The following is a 23277-nucleotide window of genomic DNA, read 5'->3' on the forward strand; positions in this document are numbered from 1 at the left end:
TGTGCTGTGCTATTTTTTTCTGGCTGTTTTTCTTTTTCGCATCGGCTTTTTGCCCATTCCACGTAGAGCCGAGAAATCACCGCCTTCTACTTCAGCAATTAGTGCTTTCAGGCCATCAGTGAGGGGCTGCATAAACTGCCCGTATCGCATGCGTTTCTCGCTGATGGCATCAAGCTGAGACTCCCAATGTGCGGTCATATCGGGGGCCACCATTCGTTCGGGTAGGGCTTTTACGAGTTGTTTTCCGATATCGGTAGCGTGAATTTCTTTGCCTTTTTTGGTCAGAAACTGGCGCTTGAATAACAGCTCGATGATGCCTGCTCGGGTGGCTTCTGTGCCGAGTCCGTCGGTGTCTTTAAGGACTTTTTTTATTTCAGGGTCTGAGACAAATCGAGCGATGCCGGTCATGGCGGCCAACAAGGTGGCGTCGGTGAAGTGTTTTGGTGGACTGGTGTGTTTCTCTTCTACCTTGCCGTCGAGACAGGTCACGGCGTCACCGGTTTTTACTGAGGGCAGCGGGGTGGGTGAAGGCGCTGACGCTTGCGCTGTTTTTTTCTGGGGTGGTAGCAAGGCCTTCCAACCTTGAGCAAGCGTTGATGTTTGCTTGGCCACGAACAGCCCGCCTGCTACTTCGCTGTCAATTTGGTGTTCTGTATACTCAAAGGCGGGGTAAAACTGCATCAAATACTGGCGGGCCACTAGTTCGTAAATATGGGCTTCATCTCGAGAAAGCTGCTCTGATGACATGGCGCGCGAGGTGGGAATAATGGCGTGGTGAGCACCAACTTTGGCGTCATTCCATGCCTTACTGATTAGGTTGAGGTCGGCGCGTTGTGCGCTTTCCGCGAGCCCTGGAGCGGTTTTGGCAATAGCTTGTACAACGGTTTGACGCTCGGTGTAGTGGCCTTTAGGCAGGTGCCGGCAGTCTGAACGGGGGTAGGTGATCAGTTTATGGCGTTCATATAGCTGTTGGCAGATATCCAGCGTTTTTTGGGCGTTCAGGTTGAAGCGTTTTGAGGCGTCAATCTGCAGTGAGGAAAGACTGTACGGCAGTGGTGGTGGCTGCTTTTTCTTATCACGCTTTACTGCGATGACCTTGCCTGCGTTGCCCACCACTTTTTGCACCACCACCTCGGCCAGTTGTCGTGATAGCACGTGGCCTTGTGCGTCCATGTAAGGCTCGCAAGCGGCGCTGGGTTGCCATTTGGCAAAAAATCGCTCACCCGCTTGGGTTTGCAGTGTAATCAGAACCTCGTAAAAGGGTTTAGAGGTGAAGTTGGCTATTTCCTGATCACGGTATACGACCAGGCCCAGCACGGGGGTTTGTACTCGGCCAATCGATAACACGCCGTTGTAACCGGCGCGTTGGCCAAGCAGGGTGCAGAGGCGCGTCATGTTAATGCCATACAGCCAATCGGCTCTTGCTCTTGCCAGGGCGGAGGTCGCTAGCGGTATGAAGTCAGTATTCTTGCGAAGGTCATTCAACGCCTTCTTGATGGCGGCGGGGTTCATGTCGTTGACGAGGCAACGCAGGGTGGCATCGCGTTTTGCTTTGTTGACTCCTGAATAATTGATGACTTCATCGACCAGGATCTGGCCGACGCGGTCAGGATCGCCCATGTTGACTAGCTGATCGGCGTCTTTGATCAGTCGCTTAACGGTAGTAAATTGCGAACGGGTTTGGTACTTAACGCGATGTTTCCATTCGACGGGAACGATGGGCAGATGCTCTTTTTTCCATTTTTTGTACTCAGGGTCATAAGCATCTGGCTCCGCCTGCTCCAGTAAATGGCCAATGCACCAAGTAATAACGTCGCCGTTACCCACCCTGATAAACCCATCGCCTTTCTGGTGAGGCTTGGGAAGTACATCGGCAACGGCTCGGCCAACGCTGGGTTTCTCGGCAATGATGAGGCGCATGTCACGAGTCCGGTTGGGTGATGGTTCAGGCCGTATGGCTTGTTGGTGAAAAAAACGTCTGCGGCTAGACGGTGCCCAGGACTAATAAACGCAAAATAATCATTAGTACCGAGGCCAGTAGCAGGCGCTTCCACGGCATATTGTTAAGCGGGGGGCGTGAAACACGTTGCCATGAAATCTGCGTGAGGGCGCTAATAACTAACCCAAGCAGTGCGCCGCCAATAATGTCGCTAAGCCAGTGCACGCCGAGTAGCACGCGCGACAGTGCCATGACGAGTCCGGCCAGTATTGCCGCCCAGTAAGCCCAGTAGCGCCGTGCTGTGGGCAGTTGATTGGCGATGAATCCTGCCATCAGGCCAAGCAACAAAATGGTGGTTGAGGCGTGGGCGCTGGGGTAGGAAAAAGACTCGCTGAGATGCTCTGGCGCCCAAGGGCGACTACGGCCAATGCTGATTTTTCCTACGGTGTTGATCAGCGCAATCGCTATCAGAGCAATGCTCCAATGGGCAAACAGGTCGATGCGTTTACGCCATAGCATCCAGATGGCCCAAGGCAGTGCGATTGCGAGGATGCCGTATAGATCGCCAATCCGGTCTAATGTATTGGCAAGTACCAGTTGGCCGGGTTGAGCAAACTCGATAACTAGCTGGTGAAGCTGAGTATCTAACGCAAAAGGCCCGTTGGCGTGAATGACCGCGATGGACAGGCCGGCAAGAGCGGTTAGTGAGGTAAGCAGTAGTAGCCAGCTAGCCAGAGGAAGCTCGCTATTAGGCGGGCGGGTAAGTTTAAGCCATAGTGCGCGAGTTAATCGGCTGTGCCGCGCTAAGTTGGCAAACAGCCCATAAACTCTGCCTCCGCGCTGTAGCTGTAGGCGTAGCCAAGAAAACATAATGGCTAACACCACAAGGAGTATGCCTAGGCCGATCACCCAGCTACGTAGTGGGTGCGACATGATGGCCATATTCTGCCAGGCATGGCCGAGCAAGTAGCCGGGCAGAATATACGCGGGCGCCCATAGCAGGGCAGATGCCATGTTAGCTGCTAGAAACAAGCGTGGTGACATGTGCATCATGCCGCCAACCAAGGGGATGACAGGACGCACTGGGCCAACAAAACGGCCAATCAGAATTGAGAGTGCGCCGTAGCGGTTAAAAAATGTTTGCCCCTGTTCCAGCCATTGGGGGTAGCGGCTAAGTGGCCAGAGGGTGCTGACTTTTTCGCGTTGGGAGTAGCCCAGCCAGAAGCTTAGACTGTCACCTGCTACAGCACCGATAAAAGCGACTGTCAGCAAGGGAAATATGGCGATTTCCTGATGCCCTGCTAATGAGGCGGCAGCAGTGAGTAGCACAACGCCGGGCAATAGCAGGCCGACCAAGGCGAGTGACTCAAGCAGTGAGATGACAGCAATAATCAGTAATAGCATGGTGGGCGAAGGTGCCCACGCGTACAGGGTGTCAACAAAATTCACGGTGTTTCAGGCTCCATTAGCAAGTGGCACAGACTAGCCGATACGCTGGGTGTTTGTGAACTGGTCGAGGTTTTGTATTTACGGCGTATGGTGACTTACTATTGAAGACATCAGGATTTTTTTTCAGGAGTTACCCCAACGCATGACCGCTCACGCTTCTTATTCCACGCCTTCTGCCGCTCCCTCGCTTGATAATGTTCACGCTTATATGCTGGGGCTTGGCGAGCAAGCCAAGCGTGCAGCGGCCCCGTTGCGTAGTGCTAACACCGCCTTGAAAAACGCCGCTCTGTTGGCTATGGCAGAGGCGCTGGAAGGCGCTCGTGCGGAGTTGCTGGCTGCCAATGCGCGCGACCTTGCCCGTGGTCGTGATAATGGCTTAGATGCCGCACTGCTCGACCGCCTCGCGCTGGATGATAGCCGTATTGATGCCATGATAGCAGGGCTTGGCCAAGTGGCGGCGTTGCCAGACCCTGTTGGCGCTATTGATGATATGCGCAATATGCCAAGTGGTTTGCAGATTGGCCGGATGCGTGTGCCATTAGGGGTGATTGGAATTATTTACGAGTCGCGCCCTAATGTAACGATTGAGGCGGCGAGTTTGTGTTTGAAGTCAGGTAATGCCTGTATTTTGCGTGGCGGCTCGGAAGCGCGCGAATCGAATGCGGCGTTGGCTGCTTGCATTGCCCAGGGGCTTGAGCGTACTGGGTTGCCAGCGGCAGCAGTGCAGGTGGTGGCAACCACAGACCGTGCAGCCGTTGGTACCTTGATCAGCATGGCGGACTATGTGGATGTGATTATTCCGCGGGGTGGAAAATCGCTGATCGAGCGCATCAGCCGCGACGCCAAGGTGCCCGTTATCAAGCATTTGGATGGCGTGTGTCATGTTTACCTAGATGCCAGTGCGGACACTGACAAAGCCCTGGCGATTGCCATTAATGCCAAAACCCAACGGTATGGCACATGTAATACCATGGAAACGCTATTGGTAGACGCGCCCTTGGCGGCTTCGATGCTGCCGCAGTTGGCAGCTGCCTATGCTGAGCATGGGGTAGAGCTGCGCGGCTGTGAGCGCACCTGTGACGTGCTGGGTGATATCAACGCAGCCACTGAGGATGACTGGCAGGCGGAATATCTCGCCCCAGTGTTGGCTATTCGCGTAGTGGATGGCATTGAGGCCGCCATGCAACACATTGAGCGTTATAGCTCTGGCCACACGGAAGCGATTGTGACGGAAAACTATACCTTAGCGCGGCGCTTTCTGGCCGAGGTAGATTCCAGCTCAGTTATGGTTAACGCTTCAACACGCTTTGCTGATGGGTTTGAGTATGGCCTGGGGGCTGAAATCGGTATTTCCACTGACCGTTTGCATGTGCGCGGCCCAGTAGGGCTGGAGGGTTTGACCACGCGCAAGTATGTGGTTTTTGGCGATGGCCAGATTCGGCAGTGATGCCTGTGCCCTTGGGAACACATGAGTCGCCGCGTATTGCGATGTTTGGTGGCACTTTCGACCCAGTCCATCTAGGACATTTACGTAGCGCTGTTGAACTGCGTGATGCACTGGCGCTGGATTACGTTCACATGCTGCCTGCGGCTCGCCCGCCACTGCGTGAGGCACCGGGCGTTAGTGCAGAGCATCGGCTGGAGCTGCTGCAGTTGGGCATCGGCGACACGCCAGGGCTGGTGGCCGATGGCCGTGAGCTCAAGCGTTCTGGCCCATCGTTTAGTGCTGACACCCTGGCTGAACTGCGTGCGGAATATGGCGATCAGGCACGGCTGGTGATGGCCTTGGGCCATGATGCGTTTCTCCGGCTGGCTGACTGGCATGAGCCTGAGCGCTTGTTCGAGCTGGCTCATGTCGTGGTGATGGAGCGGCCAGATCATGATGCGCCCTTATCAAACGCGTTGAGCGAACTGATTGCAGGCCGCGAGGTCAATACGCCAGCGCAGTTAATGGCGAGCACAGCAGGTGGCCTTCTGCATCTCAGCCTACCTACCCGCATGGCCGTTTCGGCTACCTATGTTCGTCAGCGGTTAGCTAGGGGCTGTAGTGTGCGTTACTTGTTAACCGCTGATGTAGAACGGCATTTGCTGGCGCTTGGCTTGTATGGAACGGGCGTTGGCGAGCAGTTGGGCTGAAAGATCGTGGGCGGGAGCGTAAAGATCGCTGCTTGCAGCCTCAAGAGTCGTTACAATAGCGGCTCTGCTATCCAACATCAGAGAGTTGAATCAAAAAGCATGCATAGCGACGCACTCAAGACCCTGGTTATTGACGCCCTAGAAGACGTTAAAGCCAAAGATATTGCGCTGTTAGACGTTTCACACCTGACCAGCGTTACCGAATGGATGATTGTAGCCAGCGGTACCTCAAGCCGGCACCTGTCAGCACTTTCACAACAAGTGGTGCTCAAGGCCAAGAACGCTGGAGTGCCACCGCTGGGACTGGAGGGTGAGGGCGGTTCCGAATGGGTACTGGTGGATCTGGGTGATGTGGTTCTTCATCTGATGATGCCTGAAACCCGCGAACTCTATGACTTAGAGCGCCTGTGGGCTGATCTGCCTGCCGATGATCTGTCGGTCGCTGAAGAACCGCTTCGCCAGCATTAATGTCTTTGCACAAGGATGTTGCGATGGGCGTGGCAAGACCACTTCTTGCAAATGCCGTGGCTGTAGTGAAGGGGGGTAGATGAAAGTCAGAATTCTGGCTGTCGGTACCCGCATGCCTGACTGGGTAACGCGTGGTGTTGATGAATACCGTAAGCGTCTGCCACGCGACTTTGCTCTGGAAATTGAAGAGATAGCCCCTGGCGCCCGGGGGAAAAATGCTGATCTTGGGCGAGCGGTTGCCGTGGAAGGCGAGCGGGTACGTGCGCGGCTTAAAGGCAATGAACATTTGGTGGCGCTGGAAGTTAAGGGTAAGCCTTGGAGCACTGAAGCACTGGCCCGAGAAGCCGATGGCTGGCGTATGCAGGGGCAGGATGTGGTGCTGCTGGTAGGTGGTCCCGATGGGCTTGAGCCTGGACTTTCCGCTCAGGCCCACCAACGCTGGTCGCTGTCGCCGTTGACGCTTCCGCACCCGCTGGTGCGGATTGTACTGGCCGAGCAGTTGTATCGTGCCTGGACACTGATGGTTGGCCATCCCTACCACCGATGAGTGATTGAGGTCTTTTTGCTGCATGCGTCTGCACCGCAACCCCGTTAAGGATCCCCAAAGAGAGCTATACATTTACCGTGTGCGGATGCTGTTGGCCGTGGTGCTGGTGGTGCTGTTGACGGGGCTTTTGGGTGCGCGTCTTTATTACCTGCAAGTTGTTCAGCATGAGGTGTATAGCACGCGCTCGGACAAGAACCGGGTCAGGGTTGAGCCGCTGCCGCCTAGTCGTGGGTTGATTTATGACCGCAATGGTGAGCTGCTGGCAGAAAATTTGCCAACGTATAATCTGATGTTGGTGCGCGAGCGTGTTGATAACCTTGATGAAACTCTGGGACTGCTGGTTGATTTGCTGGCTCTGCCGGAAGATGAGGTTGAGTCGCTGCGTGCTCGCTCACGACAACGCCAGCGTTCTTATCAGCCGGCGCTATTGATCAACGACTTGAGCGAATCACAGATAGCTCTGCTTGCCGTTAATCGCTACCGCCTGCCAGGGGTTGAAGTTGAGGCGCAGTTTTTGCGCCATTACCCTGACAGCGAGATTATGTCTCATGTGCTGGGGTATGTGGGGCGGATTAATACGCAAGAGTTGGAACGTATCGATAGTGGTAACTATGCCGGTACGCACTATATTGGCAAAACGGGTGTTGAGCTGTCCTATGAGGATGAGTTGCATGGTAAAGCAGGGATACGCAAAGTAGAGGCCAATGCACGTGGCAGAGTGTTGCGCGAGCTGGAACGTGAAGATTCGGTCTCAGGAAAAGACCTGAAACTCTCGATTGATAAACCGCTGCAGCAGCTGGCGTTTGATTTGCTGGATGGGCGACGTGGCGCCATTGTCGCGATTGACCCCCGTAACGGCCAAATTCTGGCGTTGGCTTCGGTTCCTGGGTTTGATACCAATCAATTTGTAACGGGTATCAATGTGAAGGACTACCGAGCGTTGCAGCAAGATGTTGACCTGCCATTATTTAATCGAGCCATTCGTGGCAGTTACCCTGCAGGCTCGACCATCAAGCCATTCATGCTGATTGCAGGGCTGGCGTCTGGGGTTATCACGCCAGAGACGACCATTTATGACCCCGGTTATTACCAACTACCCAATGATGATCGTCGCTATCGTAACTGGTTACGCTGGGGGCATGGCCGCGTTGATATGGAACGTTCGCTGGCCGTTTCTAATAATACCTATTACTACTCGCTGGCACACGATGTAGGCATTGATCGTATTAGTGAGCACTTGTCGAAGTTTGGCTTTGGCCAGCGAAATGCCGCCGATGTGGCGGGTGAGGGGAGTGCCTTGCTGCCGTCGAGAGAGTGGAAACGCCAGCGCTTCAACCAGTCTTGGTACCCGGGGGAAACCTTGTCTGTTGGTATTGGTCAGGGGTATCTGCAAGTGACCCCGTTACAGCTGGCAACAGCCACAGCAGTGCTGGCTAACCGAGGTCATTGGGTGAAGCCACGTCTTGCGCTGGAAATTGGGGGCGATCCGTTGCCGGAGGTTCTGCCAGAAACCTTAGATGACATCACTTTGCCCAATGATGAGTGGTGGGACAGGGTGTTTTCAGGCATGAAAAAAGTGCTCAGCGGTCGTGAAGGTACAGCGCGACGCTCTGGCGTAGGGCTGGAATATGCCATGGCAGGTAAGTCGGGCACGGCCCAAGTCTTTTCGCTGGGTCAGAATGAGCGTTACAACGCATCTCAGATACGTGAGCGGTTGCGTGACCACGCGTTATTTATGGCGTTTGCTCCGGTTGATGAGCCCAAAATTGCGGTTTCTGTGATTGTTGAAAATGCGGGTGGCGGGAGCAGCCATGCCGCAGGACTTGCGCGTGCCATGAGTGATTTCTGGCTGCTTGAGCGAAATGCAGGGGGGCAGCCTGCGGGCAGCCAGGCAGAGAAAGACCCAGACGCAGAGGCTGCGGCGCTGTCAGAAGGTGCGTTATGACAAAAAATGTGTTGGGAATATCGCCAGGTAGCCTGTCACGCAAACGCAGTTACTGGGAGCGGATTCATCTTGACCCCTGGTTGCTGCTACTGCTTGTGGTGCTGATTATTAGTGGGTTAGGTGTGTTGTACAGCGCCAGCGGGCAGAATCTGGACTTGGTCATTCGCCAGGGAATGCGTTTTATTCTGGCGCTAGTGGTTATGGTAGTGCTGGCGCAGTTATCACCCACTACGTTGCAACGTTGGGCACTTGCGGCTTATGCGCTGGGTGTTTCTATGTTGATTGCAGTAGAAATCATGGGTGATATGGGCATGGGGGCTCAGCGCTGGCTGGTGATTCCTGGAGTGATGCGTTTTCAGCCGTCTGAGTTAATGAAACTCGCCATGCCGATGATGGTGGCTGCGTGGCTAAGTCGTCGCCCGTTACCGCCGCGGTTGTGGGATTTAGTCGTATGTGCTGTATTGATTGGCGTACCTGTGCTGCTGATTGCACGACAGCCTGACTTGGGCACCTCGTTACTGGTGGCGTTGTCGGCTGTTTTTGTGGTGTTGTTGGCAGGGCTGTCGTGGCGGATTATTGGCCTGCTTTCGGCGCTAGCTGCTGCTGCGTTACCGCTGTTGTGGATGAATATGCATGACTACCAGAAGCGTCGTGTACTCACTTTTCTGGACCCAGAAACAGACCCGCTGGGTGCCGGTTGGAATATTATTCAATCAACCACGGCCATTGGCAGTGGCGGTGTATGGGGCAAAGGCTGGCTTGAAGGGACTCAGTCTCAGTTAGAGTTTCTGCCTGAGCGCCATACGGATTTTATTGTTGCGGTGCTGGGTGAGGAGTTTGGGCTGGTGGGCATGCTGGCCTTTTTGATTTTGTATTTGTTGATTGTGTGTCGCGGGTTGTGGCTTGCCAGTGCTGCACAGGAAACATTTGGTCGGCTCCTGGCCGGTAGCATCATGCTCACTTTCTTTATCTATGTGTTTGTTAATGTTGGCATGGTTAGCGGCCTTTTGCCGGTTGTTGGTGTTCCTCTGCCGTTGGTAAGTTACGGGGGGACCTCCAGCGTGACCTTGTTGGCGGGTTTCGGTATTCTCATGTCAGTTCACGCACAGCGCCGTTTGTTACCGCGTTAGCGGCACACCAAAGAAAAAGTGACGCATAACGCTGGAAGAACGTTCGTCGCGTTATGTAATGAATACTCGCACCATTGTGAGGTAATGCACACGGTGGTTGCCGTAATGCCAGCTTCTTGGAGAAGAACAGGATGTCAGCAATGAAGGGATTGCAACTCAGGCGCTCAAAAGCGCTGCTGATCGCTAGTGTGATGGGATGTCTTATCGCATCAGGGCAAACTATGGCAGCAGATTTCGACCCTCACAGCGGTGAAGTCAAGGCGCTGGTTGATGAGGTGTCGGCAAGTGGCGTGTCGCGTGAGTGGCTTAATGACGCGATGGACCGTGCGGAATTCAGCAAGGAAGTGCTGGATGCGATGACTAGCGCTGCTGAATACAATCTGGTTTGGCACAGCTATCGCGATATTTTTCTTGGTGAAGAACGAATACGCGAAGGCGTTGAGTTTATTGCAGCACACCAGGACGCGTTTGAGCGAGCTGAACAGGCCTATGGTGTGCCGCCTGAAGTGATTGCTGCGATTTTGGGCGTAGAAACACGCTTTGGGCAAATAAAAGGCAACCATCGAGTATTAGACTCCTTGTCTACACTGGCGTTTCATCATCCGCGCCGCGGTAAGTTTTTCCGTGGAGAATTAGCGACCTTTCTGGAAATCTCCTGGAACCAGCAGGTAGAACCTGACGAGTTGGTGGGTTCCTATGCCGGTGCCATGGGCTATCCACAGTTCATACCTACCAGTTACATGGCGTATGCGGTGGACTTTAACGACGATGGTAAGCGCAACCTGTGGACTGACCCGGTAGACGCTATTGGCAGTATTGGCAATTATTTTGCTGAGCATCGTTGGCAGGCTGGTGTACCTATTTACTTTGACGCTCAGGGGCCTGCTAATCCGCCCTCAGGAATTAACTTCAATCAAGCTAAAGCCCCTTATATCAGTGTCAGTCAGCTGGCTCAGAAAGGCATTACCACTGAGGCTGATGTTGCAGGTGATGTTAAGGTCGTGCCATTGGCGCTTGAGCTTGAGGATGGTTCTACCCAGTATCGGATGGGTCTGTTCAATTTTTATGTTATCACCCGCTACAATCATAGCTATTTGTATGCCATGGCGGTGACGGAGCTTGCTGAGGCGATTGCCGCAGCCCAGCTTGAGTTTGAGGCTGAGTCGGGCTTTATCAACGATGTGCAACGTGAGGCGAGCCCATGAAACGCTGGTATCAGGTAGGGGTCAGCCTGCTGTTATTGGCAGGCTGCTCAAGTACTCAGGAGGTTGCTCAGCAGGCACCTGATACTGCTGTGCCCGAGGTGACGCCAGAGCCTAGTGGTGAGCGCTATCATATGAACTCGGACGCTTACCCCCAGGAACCCCCGGATGTTAGCCAGGTGCCGGACGCCGTGCCGCGTGTTGAGTCGCACTCTAGGGGAGGGAATAAGTCAACCTATGAGGTGTGGGGGAAAACGTATCGGGTGATGGATAATGCCAGTGGTTATCGTCGTGATGGCACGGCGTCGTGGTATGGAAAGAAGTTCCATGGTTACGCGACGTCCAATGGCGAAATTTATGACATGTATAAGATGAGCGCTGCGCATCGTTCTTTGCCATTACCGACTTATGCACGGGTCACCAATAGGGATAACGGCAAGTCAGTGATACTGCGTGTTAATGACCGTGGGCCTTTTCATAGCGAGCGGGAAATTGATCTTTCCTACGCGGCTGCGGCGCGTTTGGGCATCCTTGATGCTGGTACTGGGCGGGTGAAAGTTGAGGCTATCGATCCGCGTAACTGGCAGGCGCAGGGTGGTGCTGCACCTGCTGTTTCTTCGTCCTCGGCTCAACGCTCTGTTACGCCAAGCAGCGCAGTTTATGTGCAGGTGGCCGCTCTAGACTCGGCAAACAGTGCTTCTGCGCTTGAAGGTCGCCTGGATGAGCTACTTGATTACCCAGTGCGTGTTGAAGATGAAACAGGGCTCTACCGAGTTCAGGTGGGGCCTGTCAGCCGGTCTGAAGATGTCAGGACTATTCGTCGTAAACTTCAGAATTCCGGATTTGAAGAAACATTTGTTGTTGATAATGTTGAGTAACTTCGTGTTATTCCAGCTCACTTTTCTGCTTTGCCAAGAGATTCACTTGCCATGAAAGCTTCATCTTATCTTCGTTCCTTTCGACGCCTGACGACCTTTGTTGTTGGTGCTGTGCTGGCGGGCAATGTGCTGGCCCAAAGTGCCGTGCCCACCCCGGATAAGCCGCCAGCGCCGCCTGTCATGATTCCCAGTTCACCGAATTTGGCTGCCAGTTCTTGGCTCTTAGTGGATGCTGGTAGTGGTCGTGTGTTGGCTGAGCATAACGCTGATGAGCGTTTACCCCCGGCAAGCTTAACCAAGCTGATGACGGCTTATTTGGTAGAACGTGAGCTGAATAGCGGAAATATCAGTGAAGACGACCTGGTGCCTATCAGTGAGAAAGCTTGGCGCATGGGTGGGTCAAGGATGTTCATTGAGGTTGGTACTCAGGTACCAGTCAGTGAGTTGTTGCAAGGTATTGTTATTGTTTCGGGTAATGACGCCAGCGTTGCCATGGCTGAATATCTGGCTGGTGGCGAAGCGCCGTTTGCCGACATTATGAACCAGCATGCCGATCGTCTGGGTATGACCAATACGCATTTTATGAATGCGACGGGGATGCCAGATTCGAATCATTATTCGTCGGCGCGTGATTTGGCCAACTTGTCTCGTCACATCATTGAAGACTACCCCGAGCATTACCAGATATACGCCCAGAAGGAGTTTACGTTTGGTGGTATTGAGCAGTCCAATCGCAACCGCTTGCTGTGGCGTGACTCATCTGTTGATGGGCTGAAAACAGGCTGGACTGATGAAGCGGGCTTCTGCTTAGTGGCGTCATCGGAACGTGAAGATATGCGGTTGGTTTCGGTCGTAATGGGTACGTCATCAGACGCAGCCAGAACACAGGAAACGCAGAAGCTGCTTAGTTACGGCTTTCGCTATTTTGAGACGGTAAAGCTTGAAGAAGCTGGCGCTCCGCTGGGAACAACTCGGGTATGGGGTGGCGACACCAATACTCTCTCCGTGGGTATTAACGGTCCTGTTATGGTGACGTTGCCGCGCAATCGTAGCGACGAAGTCACCACGACAATTGATATTCAGCAGGACCTGCATGCGCCGATTCAGAAAGGCCAGGTGGTGGGTTTAATGACCGTTACGCTGGGCGATGAAGTGGTTGATGAGCGAGAACTGTTGGCGCTGGAGCCTATTGAAGAAGGTGGTTTTTTCAAACGTCTGATCGACTCTATCATGCGCTTCTTCAGCAACTTGTTTGGCGGCTGGTTTGATTAATTGCAGTGTGATTGTGCGCTGAGAGAAGATGATCTTTCATGGTAAGTGAGGTGTCAGAGATGAGTGGCCAGATACGCGACCTTCGAAATCCTAGCCCAGGTAGTTCAATGGGGCCGCCCAAGCTTGAATTTCCCTGCGATTATGCCCTCAAGGTGGTAGGTGACGCAGCGGACGACTTTGGGGAGGCGGTGGCCCGAGTGATTGAGCAGTTTGATCCGACGTTCGATGTCTCAACCATGAAGTTAGTCGCAAGCCGCAATGGGCGCTACCTGTCTGCGCGTCTTAGCATCTATGCGACAGGGGAAGAGCAGATTAAGTCGTTGTTTGATGCTCTCAAGGCGACGGGTCGTGTTCACATGGTGGTGTAAAGGTGTTGCCAATTAGGTTGCAGCGGTTGGGGCGACAACCCTATGAGCCCGTGTGGCAGGCTATGCGTGAATTAACGGATGTGCGAGACGGCGATACGGAAGATCAGTTATGGCTGGTGGAGCACGACCCCGTTTTTACGCAAGGGCAGGCTGGTAAACCTGAGCACTTGCTGGTGCCGGGTGATATTCCGGTAGTACAGACGGACCGTGGCGGGCAGATCACCTACCATGGGCCAGGGCAAGTCATTGTCTACCCCTTGATTGACATGCGCCGTGCCAAGCTGGGTGTTCGCCAGCTAGTGAGTGATATCGAAAATGCTGTGATCGATTTACTGGCGGAGTATGGGGTTGCGTCTTGTGCTCGTGCTGATGCGCCGGGGGTTTATGTGGGGCAGTATAAAATAGCCTCGCTTGGCCTGAGAATTCGTCGTGGTGCCAGCTTTCATGGGGTGGCGCTAAATGTCGATAATGACTTAGCACCATTTCATCGGATCAACCCCTGTGGGTATGAAGGGCTTGAGATGACGCGTATGGCTGATTTGGTTAAACAGCTGCCGCCGGCCATCACGGTAGGTGAGCATTTGGCGACATGCCTCGCTAAAACGCTGGGGCGTGAGCTGATCTAGCTGTTATCTGTTGGTGTTGGACATAAGTGTTATGAACGCCATAAAAAAACACGCCCAGAGCATTGATCTGTGCGTGTTTTTTTTATACGTCAGCTGACGTTGCGTACTGGAATAATATTGGGGTCGGGTTCTTGGTCAGGTACTTGGGCGTGGTCAGACAGTTCCAGCCCCAAGTTGTTTTTCTCAAACACCTGGTCGGCGCGATAACTTGAACGTACCAGCGGGCCGGAAGGCACTTCCATAAAGCCTTTGTTTAGCCCCACTTGGCGGTAATGTTCAAACTCATCCGGTGTGACCCAGCGTTCTACCGGTAAGTGGTTGCGGGTAGGGCGCAGGTATTGCCCAAGAGTCACGATATCGACGCCTATGGCACGCAAATCGTCAAATGTCTGATAGATTTCTTCATCACTTTCGCCAAGGCCCAGCATCAGGCTGGTTTTGGTAATGATGTTAGGATTGTGGCGTTTAGCGTAAGCCAATACCTCTAGCGTTTTACGGTAGCCCGCGCGGGGGTCACGTACACGCTCGGTCAGCCGTTCGACGGTTTCCACGTTTTGGGCGAAAACCTCCAGACCTGAGTCGACCACTTCTTGAATGGCGCTATGCACGCCATCGAAGTCTGGTGTGAGTGCTTCGACGACAACCTCTGGTGTGAGCGACTTTATCGCCCGTATACACGCGGCATAGTGTCCAGCCCCACCGTCATCTAGGTCGTCCCTATCGACTGAGGTCAACACGATGTAGCGTAACCCCATCAACTTGACAGACTTGGCCGTGTTATCAGGCTCTTCAGCATCCAACCAGCCTTTGGGGTTGCCAGTATCGACGGCACAGAAGCGACAGGCCCGGGTACAGATCGACCCCATCAGCATGATGGTAGCGGTGCCATTACTCCAGCACTCGCCCATGTTGGGGCAGTGCGATTCAGCACACACGGTGCTGAGCCGATGTTCACTGACATTACGCTTTACGGCTTCGAATCGCTGCCCGGCAGGTATCTGGGCACGCAGCCAAGAGGGCTTGCGCCCAAGATCGGTTTCAGAGGTGTCGCTGACACGTTGCTTCATGCCATCTTTGATGGCTGTGGTGCCTTGGGCATTGCGGTATTTGCTACCGCTGATTACCCGGTGTGAGCTTTGCTCGCTCATGCTGATATACCCCTCCACGGCGGCGTATCACCTAACATGGCAGTCTGATAGTTTTGCTGGATCGTTTTGCTGTCAGCCTAGCCAGAAGTGAAAGTAATTCAATCCGCCCAGCCTACCATAAGCCGATATTGTCTTTACAGCCATGTCTTTACAGCTTGAGTGGTATGAGTGGTATGGAGGTGCGGCGGACCTGTCCATAAAACAAATGTAACGAGTTGACAAAGTCTCTCGCGAGGGAAAGGTTTTTGCGCTATATTGCATCGCAGCATGGCTGTGTCGGCTACCGCCATGGTCACGGCTGTTGACTTCAATAACGCCGGCTGGAGATGTCTTGTATGCCCCTTGAAATGATGACGCTGCCACCTGCTGCACTCTCAATGCTCGACCCTTTCGGTTTTGGGCGGTCCGCCTATGACTATTGGCGCGATACGCTGCAGCGCAGTGTGTTGTATATGGATGTCATGCGTGAGCGTGGTAACCAATATATCGAGCATATTGCCCAGACCAAACCGAATGTGCTGGGTTTTGAATCTGAGGAGTTGCTTGACGGCCGCACTTTTACGCGCCCCGTTAATTATGAGTTGCTGCGGATCCTTCCTCCCGAGGGCATGGAAATTGACCCGCAGATGCGTCCTTTTGTGGTCGTTGATCCGCGTGCTGGCCATGGGCCGGGTATTGGTGGTTTCAAACCTGATAGTGAGCTTGGCGTTGCCCTTCAGGCGGGGCACCCCTGTTATTTTATCGGTTTTTTGCCATACCCTGAGCCAGGGCAGACTGTTGAGGATGTCGTTGAGGCGGAAATCGCGTTTGTTCGCCACGTGAATGCACTACATCCGAGCATTGATGAAAAAGCGATGGTGGTCGGCAATTGTCAGGCTGGCTGGCAGATCATGATGGCTGCCGCTCTGGAGCCTGATGAGTTTGGGCCCATCCTCATTGCCGGCGCGCCGTTGTCCTATTGGGCAGGTGAGCGGGGCGGGGCGCCGATGCGGTATACCGGTGGTATGACCGGTGGTAGCTGGGTTACGTCGTTGATGAGTGACTTGGGTGCCGGCCAGTTTGATGGCGCTGCATTGGTAGAAAACTTTGAGCGCCTGAATCCGGCTAACACCTTGTGGAATAAGCAATACCAGTTGTTTTCCCAAGTTGATACTGAAGCAGAGCGCTATCTGGATTTCGAACGTTGGTGGGGTGGCCACGTGGTACTGGGTGGCCAGGAAATCCAATACATCGTTGATAACCTGTTTGTCGGCAATCGCTTGTCTACTGCTCAGCTGGTGACGTCAGATGGCCGACGTATTGACTTACGCAACCTGCGTTCGCCGGTTGTGGTGTTCTGTTCGCGTGGGGATGACATTACACCGCCTCCGCAGGCGCTGGGGTGGATTCGCGATTTGTATGACGACCACCATGATGTCGTTGCTAATGACCAAACCATCGTTTATTGCATGCACGATACCACGGGTCACTTGGGTATCTTTGTGTCGGGCAGTGTGTCACGCAAGGAACATGCAGAGTTTACTGCCAACATGGACTTTATCGATGTGTTGCCGCCAGGGCTCTATGAAACGACGGTGTCGCATGCTGATGAACGTACGGTTAGCGAGGCAACCGAACGTAATTACTTGCTGGAGTTTCAGACGCGCAATTTTGATGAACTGAATCAGGAAATTCATCATCGCCCTGAAGATGATCAACGCTTTGCGACGCTGGCGCGGATTTCAGAAATCAACCTGGGACTGTACCGGCAGTTTATCAGGCCGATGATTCAGGCGGTGGCAACGCCAGAGACAGCTCACTGGATGCGCCGTATGCACCCTAATCGCATGGGATATCGACTGTGGTCTGACAGCAACCCCCTGATGGCTCAAGTGCCGGTGATTGCGGATATGGTTCGTCAGAATCGCCATCCTGTGGGCGACGATAATATATTTCGTGCACTTGAAGGCGTGATGTCTAGTCAGATTACCCATGCGTTGGATGCGTTTCGTGAGCTGCGTGACCGCAGCACGGAGCGAATGTTTCTTGATATCTATGGTCAGCCGCTTTTGCAAGCGTTGGTTGGGCTGGGGGGGGATGCTCATGTGCATCGTCGTAGCCCGGGTACGGAGCCAGAGCATCGCCGCTTCTTGGAGCGCCGCAGCCTTGAGGTGTCTCAGCATTTGGCGGATGGTGGCGGCGAAGCCGCAGTTATGCGCTCGATTATCTATATTTTGGGTGCTTCGACGTCTACGGATGGGCGAAGCTTCAACCGCCTCAGAACACTGCATGAAAGCCTGGGTACGACTGCAGGACTGGCTGAGTTCAAGCAGTTGGTGCGTGAACAGGCTGCCGCACTTAGCCATGACCTGAGAGCGGCGTTGGCGGCGATTCCTCGCATGCTGGAAGGGTTGTCTAGTGAGGATGTGGGCCGTCATCTCGAAACGATTGAGCATGTGCTGGCCGTTAATGGCGAACTGAGTCATCATGCGGGAGGGCGGTTTGAGCGCATCAAAAAGCTGTTTGCGCAGGCTCAGCCAGTAGAACCGTTGCTGATTGACGCAGAACCCGTTAAGCAAGAGCAGGTGTCGCCGACGACGACTCAAGCGAAAATGAGAAAGACAAAAGTGGCAGGCACCGGTGCTAGGCCTAATGCGCCCAGATCGCGGAAAAAACGCTCCTGAGAAAGCATAGATATCTGATCGTGAGAGTTATGCCCTGGGTCGTGTCACTTTGCTTTGAACCCTCGCAGCATTGGCTGCGGGGGTTTTCATTTTACATAAAGCCAACGTGTTGACTGGCGCGATGACGGTGGCTGGGTTAGGGTAAGCGCGATTCCATTGGCTGGGCTGTCATTGTCGGGAGTCTGGCTACCGAGGAGTCGGCGCCGTCCGCGCCGGCCCAGCATTGCGCCTTCCTCGGCCTTCGTAATTAAACAAGTGTGGAGCACTATGGGTAAGTCACTGGTCATCGTTGAGTCGCCGGCCAAGGCTAAGACGATCAACAAATATCTCGGCAAAGATTTCATTGTGAAATCGAGTGTGGGGCACATTCGTGACTTGCCGACCAGCGGCTCTGGTAAGCAGGCCTCGGACCCCAAAGAGCGTGCGCGCCAAGCGGCACTCACGCGTAAAATGTCGCCTGAGGACAAAGCTGAGCATCGTAAGCGTAAAGCGCATACTCAGCTGATACGGCGCATGGGAATTGACCCAGATAATGACTGGGCAGCGCATTACGAGGTGTTGCCAGGTAAAGAGAAGGTTGTGTCTGAGCTGAAAAAGCTGGCTGAAAAAGCAGACACTATCTACCTGGCGACGGATTTGGATCGCGAAGGGGAGGCCATTGCCTGGCATCTTCGCGAGACCATTGGGGGAGACGGCGAACGTTATCGTCGAGTGGTATTCAACGAAATCACCAAGAACGCTATTCAGGAAGCCTTTAAAGACCCAGGGCAGCTTAATATGCCGCGGGTTGAGGCGCAGCAGGCCAGACGTTTTCTCGATCGTGTGGTTGGCTTCATGTTATCTCCTTTACTGTGGGCAAAGGTCGCCCGTGGGCTATCTGCTGGCCGAGTGCAATCGGTGGCAATGAAGCTGATTGTTGAACGTGAGCGTGAAATTCGAGCCTTTGTGCCAGAAGAGTTCTGGGATGTGCATGCTGATTTAGCGGCGGAAGGCGAGGCGCCAATTCGCTTTGAACTGCTGCGCTATAATGGCAAGGCGTTTCGGCCGACATCTGAAGCCGAGACCTTGGAAAATATTGCCGGGCTGCGAAAGGCGGCACTGGCTATTAGTGCCCGGGAAGACAAGCCGACTCGCTCCAAGCCGAATGCGCCTTTCATTACCTCGACGTTGCAGCAGGCGGCCAGTGGGCGTTTGGGCTTCTCAGTCAAGAAAACAATGATGATGGCCCAGCGGCTATATGAAGCAGGTTACATCACCTATATGCGTACTGACTCCACCAATCTGTCGCGTGAGGCGGTAGACAGCGTGCGAGATTATATCGGCCAAGAGTTTGGTAAATCCTATTTACCTGATGCGCCTAATCGCTATAGCAGCAAAGATGGTGCTCAGGAAGCTCACGAGGCGATCCGTCCGTCTGAGGTGACCCGCCGTGCCACGGATCTGGCGGGAATGGAGCGAGACGCTGAGCGCCTTTATGAACTGATCTGGCGTCAGTTCGTGGCTTGCCAGATGCCTCCCGCCGAATATTTGTCCACCTCATTGCTTGTTGAGGTTGATGGCTATGAGCTTAAGGCACGGGGCCGTGTGCTTAAGTTTGATGGTTATACTCGGGTCATGAAGCCCATGAGCCGCAAAGAGGAAGACCAGGCGTTGCCGGATCTGGAAAAAGGCACGCCGCTGACCCTTGAGGCCCTGGACCCTCAGCAGCACTTCACTAAGCCAGCGCCGCGCTACACCGAGGCGAGCTTAGTTAAGGAGCTTGAAAAGAAAGGTATTGGCCGTCCTTCGACGTATGCCGCGATTATTTCAACCATTCAGGACCGGGGTTATGTGCGCTTGGAGAATCGGCGCTTTTATGCAGAAAAGCTTGGCGATATCGTCAGTGAGCGGCTTTCTGAGTCGTTCCCTGACCTGATGGATTACTCCTTTACCGCGCGTATGGAAGACAATCTTGACGAGGTGGCCGAAGGCCAGCGACGTTGGCGCGAGCTATTGGATGCGTTCTACGCAGAATTCCGCCACGAGCTGAGCGTGGCAGAAAGTGATCAGGGAATGCGGCCTAATCAGCCCGTTCCCACTGACATTGATTGCCCCACTTGTGGGCGAAAAATGCAAATTCGCACAGCGTCTACGGGGGTTTTTCTGGGCTGTAGTGGCTATAATCTGCCGCCCAAAGAGCGTTGTAAGACCACCATGGACCTACTGCCGGGCGATGAGGCGGTGGCAGCAGATGCCGGTGAAGCGGCAGAAACGGATGCCCTGCGTGCGAAGCAGCGTTGTGCTATTTGTGGCACCGCCATGGACAGTTACCTGATTGACGAGACTCGCAAACTGCATGTTTGTGGTAATAGCCCCGATTGTGAAGGTTATGAAGTTGAGCAAGGGCGCTTTCGTATCAAGGGGTATGAAGGCCCAGTGATCGAATGTGATAAATGCGGTAGTGACATGCAGCTCAAGTCGGGACGTTTTGGCAAGTACTTTGGTTGCACCAGTGAAAGTTGCAAGAATACGCGTAAACTGCTTAAAAGTGGTGAGGTAGCACCGCCTAAAATGGACCCAATCGATATGCCAGAACTGGCCTGTCAAAAGGTTGATGACCATTATGTTTTACGAGACGGTGCCAGTGGGTTATTTATGGCGGCCAGCAAATTCCCTCGAAACCGTGAAACGCGTCCGCCGCTGGTGCGTGAGCTTCAAGCACACAGTAAAGCGTTGCCTGAAAAGTATCATTACTTGCTCGATGCGCCGAGCGAGGACCCAGATGGGCGCCCAACCCAGATTCGTTTTTCACGTAAGACCAAAGAGCAGTTCGTGATGACTGAACAGGATGGTAAGGCGTCAGGATGGAAAGCTACCTTTGATGGCAGCCGCTGGCAGGTTGAAGATAAGCGCAAGTAATGGTTATAAAAGGCGTGGTTTTGTCAGATTGCATGGTGAATGACAACCATTGCTGCTTGTATGGCCTGTCGCTAAACGTTGTTAGCTTGGCGTTATAAGTAGGGGTAATATAATGCATGGCCAGATCAAGGAGGATAAACAATAAAATGTCATTGACGCGCCGTGATTTTTGCCGACTGACCGGGCTGGGCTCCATTTTTTTGGCGAGTTCGGCTGACGCTGGTGTGATGAAAAGCCTGTTATTTGAGCCGCCAGTCGAAGTTGATCTTGATATGGGAAAGTTACTGACACAGGCCAGTAGTCCGCGCACTGCAAATGAAATATGGGTGCTGATTGACAAGCAGGAGATGAGGCTGAGGGTTTTCCGAGGCAATGCGTTGCTGGAGTCTTTTTCACCGATTGCGGTGGGGCGAGGAGGCTCTGCGGCGCAGCGCTTTGAAGGAGGACGTACGACTCCGCTGGGTGAGTTTCACATTACTCGTTTCAACCCTGACAGTAAGTTTGATTTTTTTATTGGCCTGGATTACCCAACACCTTTTCATGCGCGTCAGGCGCTTGAAACTGGCGTATATAGTCAGCAGGATTATGATGATTATTTTACGTACTATCGGGTGAATGGAACGCCTCCACAGCAAACAGTGCTTGGCGGGTATATTGGTATACATGGTGTTGGTGAGGCAGATGCTGAAATTCACCGGCGAATGGATTGGACAGACGGCTGTGTGGCGATAGAAGATTACCAAATAGCGCGTCTGTCGTCGTTAGTCGACATTGGCACGAGGGTTGTGATCCGTTAGGATTCGCTCAGACAGTCAATACTCGTTTTTGGTGCAGTCATTGTTGTGTTTTTTTTCAACAGTCTCTGGCACCTGACACACAGTCGTTTTAGGCTGTATGAATCCTGCATGTGCAGGAAGCCTGTTTTACAGGCAACATCAACGTGTAGTACCAAGGAAATCCTAAGGGGAATCTTATGACTATCAAGAACACTCTGAAACTGACTGCTGCTGCTGCTGCCATGACTGTTATGGCTGGTTGTGCATCTACAAGCGCTCTGGAAGACGTTCGCGTAACTGCTGAAGCTGCACAGGTTGACGCTGCAGAAGCTCTGGGCATGGCTTCACAGGCAATGAACACTGCTAACCAAGCGCAGCGTGATGCACAAGCTGCTCTGCAGATGTCACAGCAGAACCGTGAAGAAATGAACCGCATGTTCCAGCGTAACATGCGTAAGTAAAACACCTGACGCTGCTTTTGCAGCACGGTGTAACAGTGCGTTGAATTAATGTGCTGTAACAAGAGCCCTGCCTTTGGCGGGGCTCTTGTCGTTTCTGGCTTGGTGTTTGGTCTGGTGAACTCGCGTTAGTCGATGAGTTCGACCGCCACCGCAGTCGCCTCACCGCCACCGATGCATAGGCTGGCGATGCCGCGCTTCTTACCTTTGCTTCTCAAGGCATGAATAAGTGTGGCAATGATTCGTGAGCCGGTAGAGCCAATGGGATGGCCTTGAGCACAAGCGCCGCCATAAACGTTGACTTTGTCATGTGACAACCCCAAATCATCGATTGCTATTAGCGTAACGACGGCAAAGGCTTCATTGATTTCGAACAGATCAACGTCGCTAACGCTCCAGTTGAGCTTTTTCAGTAGTGTTTTGATGGCACCGACAGGGGCGATAGTGAATTCGCTGGGGTGCTGAGAGTGGGTTGCGTGACCCAGCATACGAGCCAGTGGTGTTATACCGTGGCGCTCGGCGATAGCCTGGCTCGATAAAATCAGTGCTGAAGCACCATCGGAAATAGAGCTGGCGTTGGCAGCAGTAATGGTGCCGTCTTTGGCAAACGCGGGGCGTAACTCGCGAATTTTATCGATGCGGGCCTGAAAAGGTTGCTCGTCACGCTCAATCAAGGTGTCGCCTTTACGGCTGCTCACGGTGACCGGAGCCATTTCGGCATTGAGGTGGCCAGCGTTGGCCGCTTCCATGGCGCGTTCTAGTGACGCGATAGCAAAGTCATCCATGCGCTCACGGGTGTATCCGCGCTCGCTGGCTACGTTCTGGGCGAACACACCCATCAGTTTGCCGGTTTCGGCATCCTCCAGCCCATCCAGGAACATGTGATCCTTGAGCTCGCCATGTCCTAAGCGATAGCCACTGCGTGCACGGGGTAAAATATGCGGTGCGCTGGACATCGATTCCATACCGCCAGCCAGCATGATGTCTGCACTGCCAGCGCGAATCAGGTCGTGAGCCAACATGGTGGCCTTCATGCCTGAGCCACATAGTTTGTTGATGGTTGTCGCACCAATTGCATCGGGAATTGCCGCTTGGCGCATCGCTTGTCGGGCTGGGCCTTGCTTTACGCCTGCAGGCAGTACGCAGCCCATGATGCCCTCGTTAATGCTAGATGCCTCGACACCCGCGCGCTCAATAGCAGCACGGATGGCAACGGCAGCAAGCTCGGGTGCGCTCATGCTGGAAAGGTTGCCTAGCATACCGCCCATCGGGGTGCGCGCGGCAGAAAGAAAAACAATGTCGTCAAACTGGCTCATCATATATCTCCCAGTATCGGGGTGGGTGGTCGTGGGTTGAATGGCTCATTTGCGCCTG

At 53.7% G+C, this 23277-nt stretch carries 19 protein-coding genes; 15 read left to right on the top strand and 4 right to left on the bottom strand.

Annotated elements, in window-relative coordinates; translation table 11 throughout:
* Window positions 1–9: 9 nt before the first annotated feature.
* Together H616_RS0106290 and H616_RS0106295 are read right to left on the bottom strand one after the other, a co-directional pair.
* Window positions 10–1920: a DNA topoisomerase III gene (locus H616_RS0106290; protein ID WP_027966602.1), complete on the bottom strand. Its 1911-nt coding sequence runs from the start codon at window positions 1918–1920 to the stop codon at window positions 10–12.
* A 64-nt stretch (window positions 1921–1984) separates the two neighbouring features.
* Window positions 1985–3388 (bottom strand): bifunctional DedA family/phosphatase PAP2 family protein, encoded by a 1404-nt coding sequence (locus H616_RS0106295; protein ID WP_027966603.1) that lies wholly within the window; start codon window positions 3386–3388, stop codon window positions 1985–1987.
* A gap of 142 nt (window positions 3389–3530) precedes the next feature.
* Between H616_RS0106295 and H616_RS0106300 the strand changes: the two genes are divergently transcribed.
* The 11 genes from H616_RS0106300 to lipB all read left to right on the top strand — a co-directional run bounded on the left by H616_RS0106300 (window position 3531) and on the right by lipB (window position 13960).
* A complete protein-coding gene (locus H616_RS0106300; RefSeq protein WP_027966604.1) occupies window positions 3531–4835 on the top strand; it encodes a glutamate-5-semialdehyde dehydrogenase in 1305 nt (434 codons plus the stop codon).
* Entirely contained in the window at window positions 4835–5524 is a 690-nt protein-coding gene (nadD, locus tag H616_RS0106305) for a nicotinate-nucleotide adenylyltransferase (protein WP_027966605.1), read from the top strand. The genes H616_RS0106300 and nadD overlap by 1 nt, the downstream gene beginning before the upstream one ends.
* Window positions 5525–5623: 99 nt before the next feature.
* Entirely contained in the window at window positions 5624–5992 is a 369-nt protein-coding gene (gene rsfS, locus H616_RS0106310; protein WP_027966606.1) for a ribosome silencing factor, read from the top strand.
* A 79-nt stretch (window positions 5993–6071) separates the two neighbouring features.
* Window positions 6072–6539: a 23S rRNA (pseudouridine(1915)-N(3))-methyltransferase RlmH gene (gene rlmH, locus H616_RS0106315; protein WP_027966607.1), complete on the top strand. Its 468-nt coding sequence runs from the start codon at window positions 6072–6074 to the stop codon at window positions 6537–6539.
* 22 nt (window positions 6540–6561) lie between these two features.
* Window positions 6562–8484 (top strand): penicillin-binding protein 2, encoded by a 1923-nt coding sequence (gene mrdA / locus H616_RS0106320; protein WP_027966608.1) that lies wholly within the window; start codon window positions 6562–6564, stop codon window positions 8482–8484.
* The gene (gene rodA / locus H616_RS0106325; protein WP_027966609.1) at window positions 8481–9614 is read left to right on the top strand and encodes a rod shape-determining protein RodA; all 1134 of its coding nucleotides are present in this window, start codon (window positions 8481–8483) and stop codon (window positions 9612–9614) included. The genes mrdA and rodA overlap by 4 nt, the downstream gene beginning before the upstream one ends.
* A gap of 131 nt (window positions 9615–9745) precedes the next feature.
* Window positions 9746–10819, top strand: a complete 1074-nt coding sequence (mltB, locus tag H616_RS14360) for a lytic murein transglycosylase B (protein WP_420835257.1) — start codon at window positions 9746–9748, stop codon at window positions 10817–10819.
* On the top strand, window positions 10816–11694 hold the full coding sequence (locus tag H616_RS0106335) for a septal ring lytic transglycosylase RlpA family protein (protein WP_027966610.1): 879 nt from the start codon (window positions 10816–10818) through the stop codon (window positions 11692–11694). Before mltB ends, H616_RS0106335 begins: the two co-directional genes overlap by 4 nt.
* A gap of 51 nt (window positions 11695–11745) precedes the next feature.
* A complete protein-coding gene (locus H616_RS0106340; protein WP_035572706.1) occupies window positions 11746–12966 on the top strand; it encodes a D-alanyl-D-alanine carboxypeptidase family protein in 1221 nt (406 codons plus the stop codon).
* Between the two features lie 59 nt (window positions 12967–13025).
* Complete coding sequence (locus H616_RS0106345; protein ID WP_027966612.1) at window positions 13026–13334, top strand: HP0495 family protein; 309 nt, start codon at window positions 13026–13028, stop codon at window positions 13332–13334.
* Window positions 13335–13336: 2 nt separating this feature from the next.
* Window positions 13337–13960 carry a lipoyl(octanoyl) transferase LipB gene (lipB, locus tag H616_RS0106350; protein WP_027966613.1) on the top strand — a complete coding sequence of 208 codons (624 nt, stop codon included), beginning with the start codon at window positions 13337–13339 and terminating at the stop codon, window positions 13958–13960.
* A gap of 89 nt (window positions 13961–14049) precedes the next feature.
* On the opposite strand, the gene lipA is transcribed toward lipB, so the two are convergent.
* Complete coding sequence (lipA, locus tag H616_RS0106355; protein ID WP_027966614.1) at window positions 14050–15108, bottom strand: lipoyl synthase; 1059 nt, start codon at window positions 15106–15108, stop codon at window positions 14050–14052.
* A gap of 335 nt (window positions 15109–15443) precedes the next feature.
* Between lipA and H616_RS14365 the strand changes: the two genes are divergently transcribed.
* The 4 genes from H616_RS14365 to H616_RS0106375 all read left to right on the top strand — a co-directional run bounded on the left by H616_RS14365 (window position 15444) and on the right by H616_RS0106375 (window position 21906).
* Window positions 15444–17771, top strand: a complete 2328-nt coding sequence (locus tag H616_RS14365; RefSeq protein ID WP_084155745.1) for a DUF3141 domain-containing protein — start codon at window positions 15444–15446, stop codon at window positions 17769–17771.
* A gap of 267 nt (window positions 17772–18038) precedes the next feature.
* A complete protein-coding gene (gene topA / locus H616_RS0106365) occupies window positions 18039–20669 on the top strand; it encodes a type I DNA topoisomerase (protein ID WP_027966615.1) in 2631 nt (876 codons plus the stop codon).
* Between the two features lie 146 nt (window positions 20670–20815).
* Entirely contained in the window at window positions 20816–21466 is a 651-nt protein-coding gene (locus H616_RS0106370) for a L,D-transpeptidase family protein (RefSeq protein ID WP_027966616.1), read from the top strand.
* A gap of 176 nt (window positions 21467–21642) precedes the next feature.
* Window positions 21643–21906 carry an Lpp/OprI family alanine-zipper lipoprotein gene (locus tag H616_RS0106375; protein WP_027966617.1) on the top strand — a complete coding sequence of 88 codons (264 nt, stop codon included), beginning with the start codon at window positions 21643–21645 and terminating at the stop codon, window positions 21904–21906.
* 125 nt (window positions 21907–22031) lie between these two features.
* Here the strand turns inward: H616_RS0106375 and H616_RS0106380 are convergent, their stop codons facing one another.
* Window positions 22032–23219, bottom strand: a complete 1188-nt coding sequence (locus H616_RS0106380; RefSeq protein WP_027966618.1) for an acetyl-CoA C-acyltransferase — start codon at window positions 23217–23219, stop codon at window positions 22032–22034.
* Window positions 23220–23277 lie beyond the last annotated feature (58 nt).

Origin of the sequence: Halomonas halocynthiae DSM 14573, assembly GCF_000425725.1 — a bacterium.
GTDB lineage: Bacteria > Pseudomonadota > Gammaproteobacteria > Pseudomonadales > Halomonadaceae > Halomonas > Halomonas halocynthiae.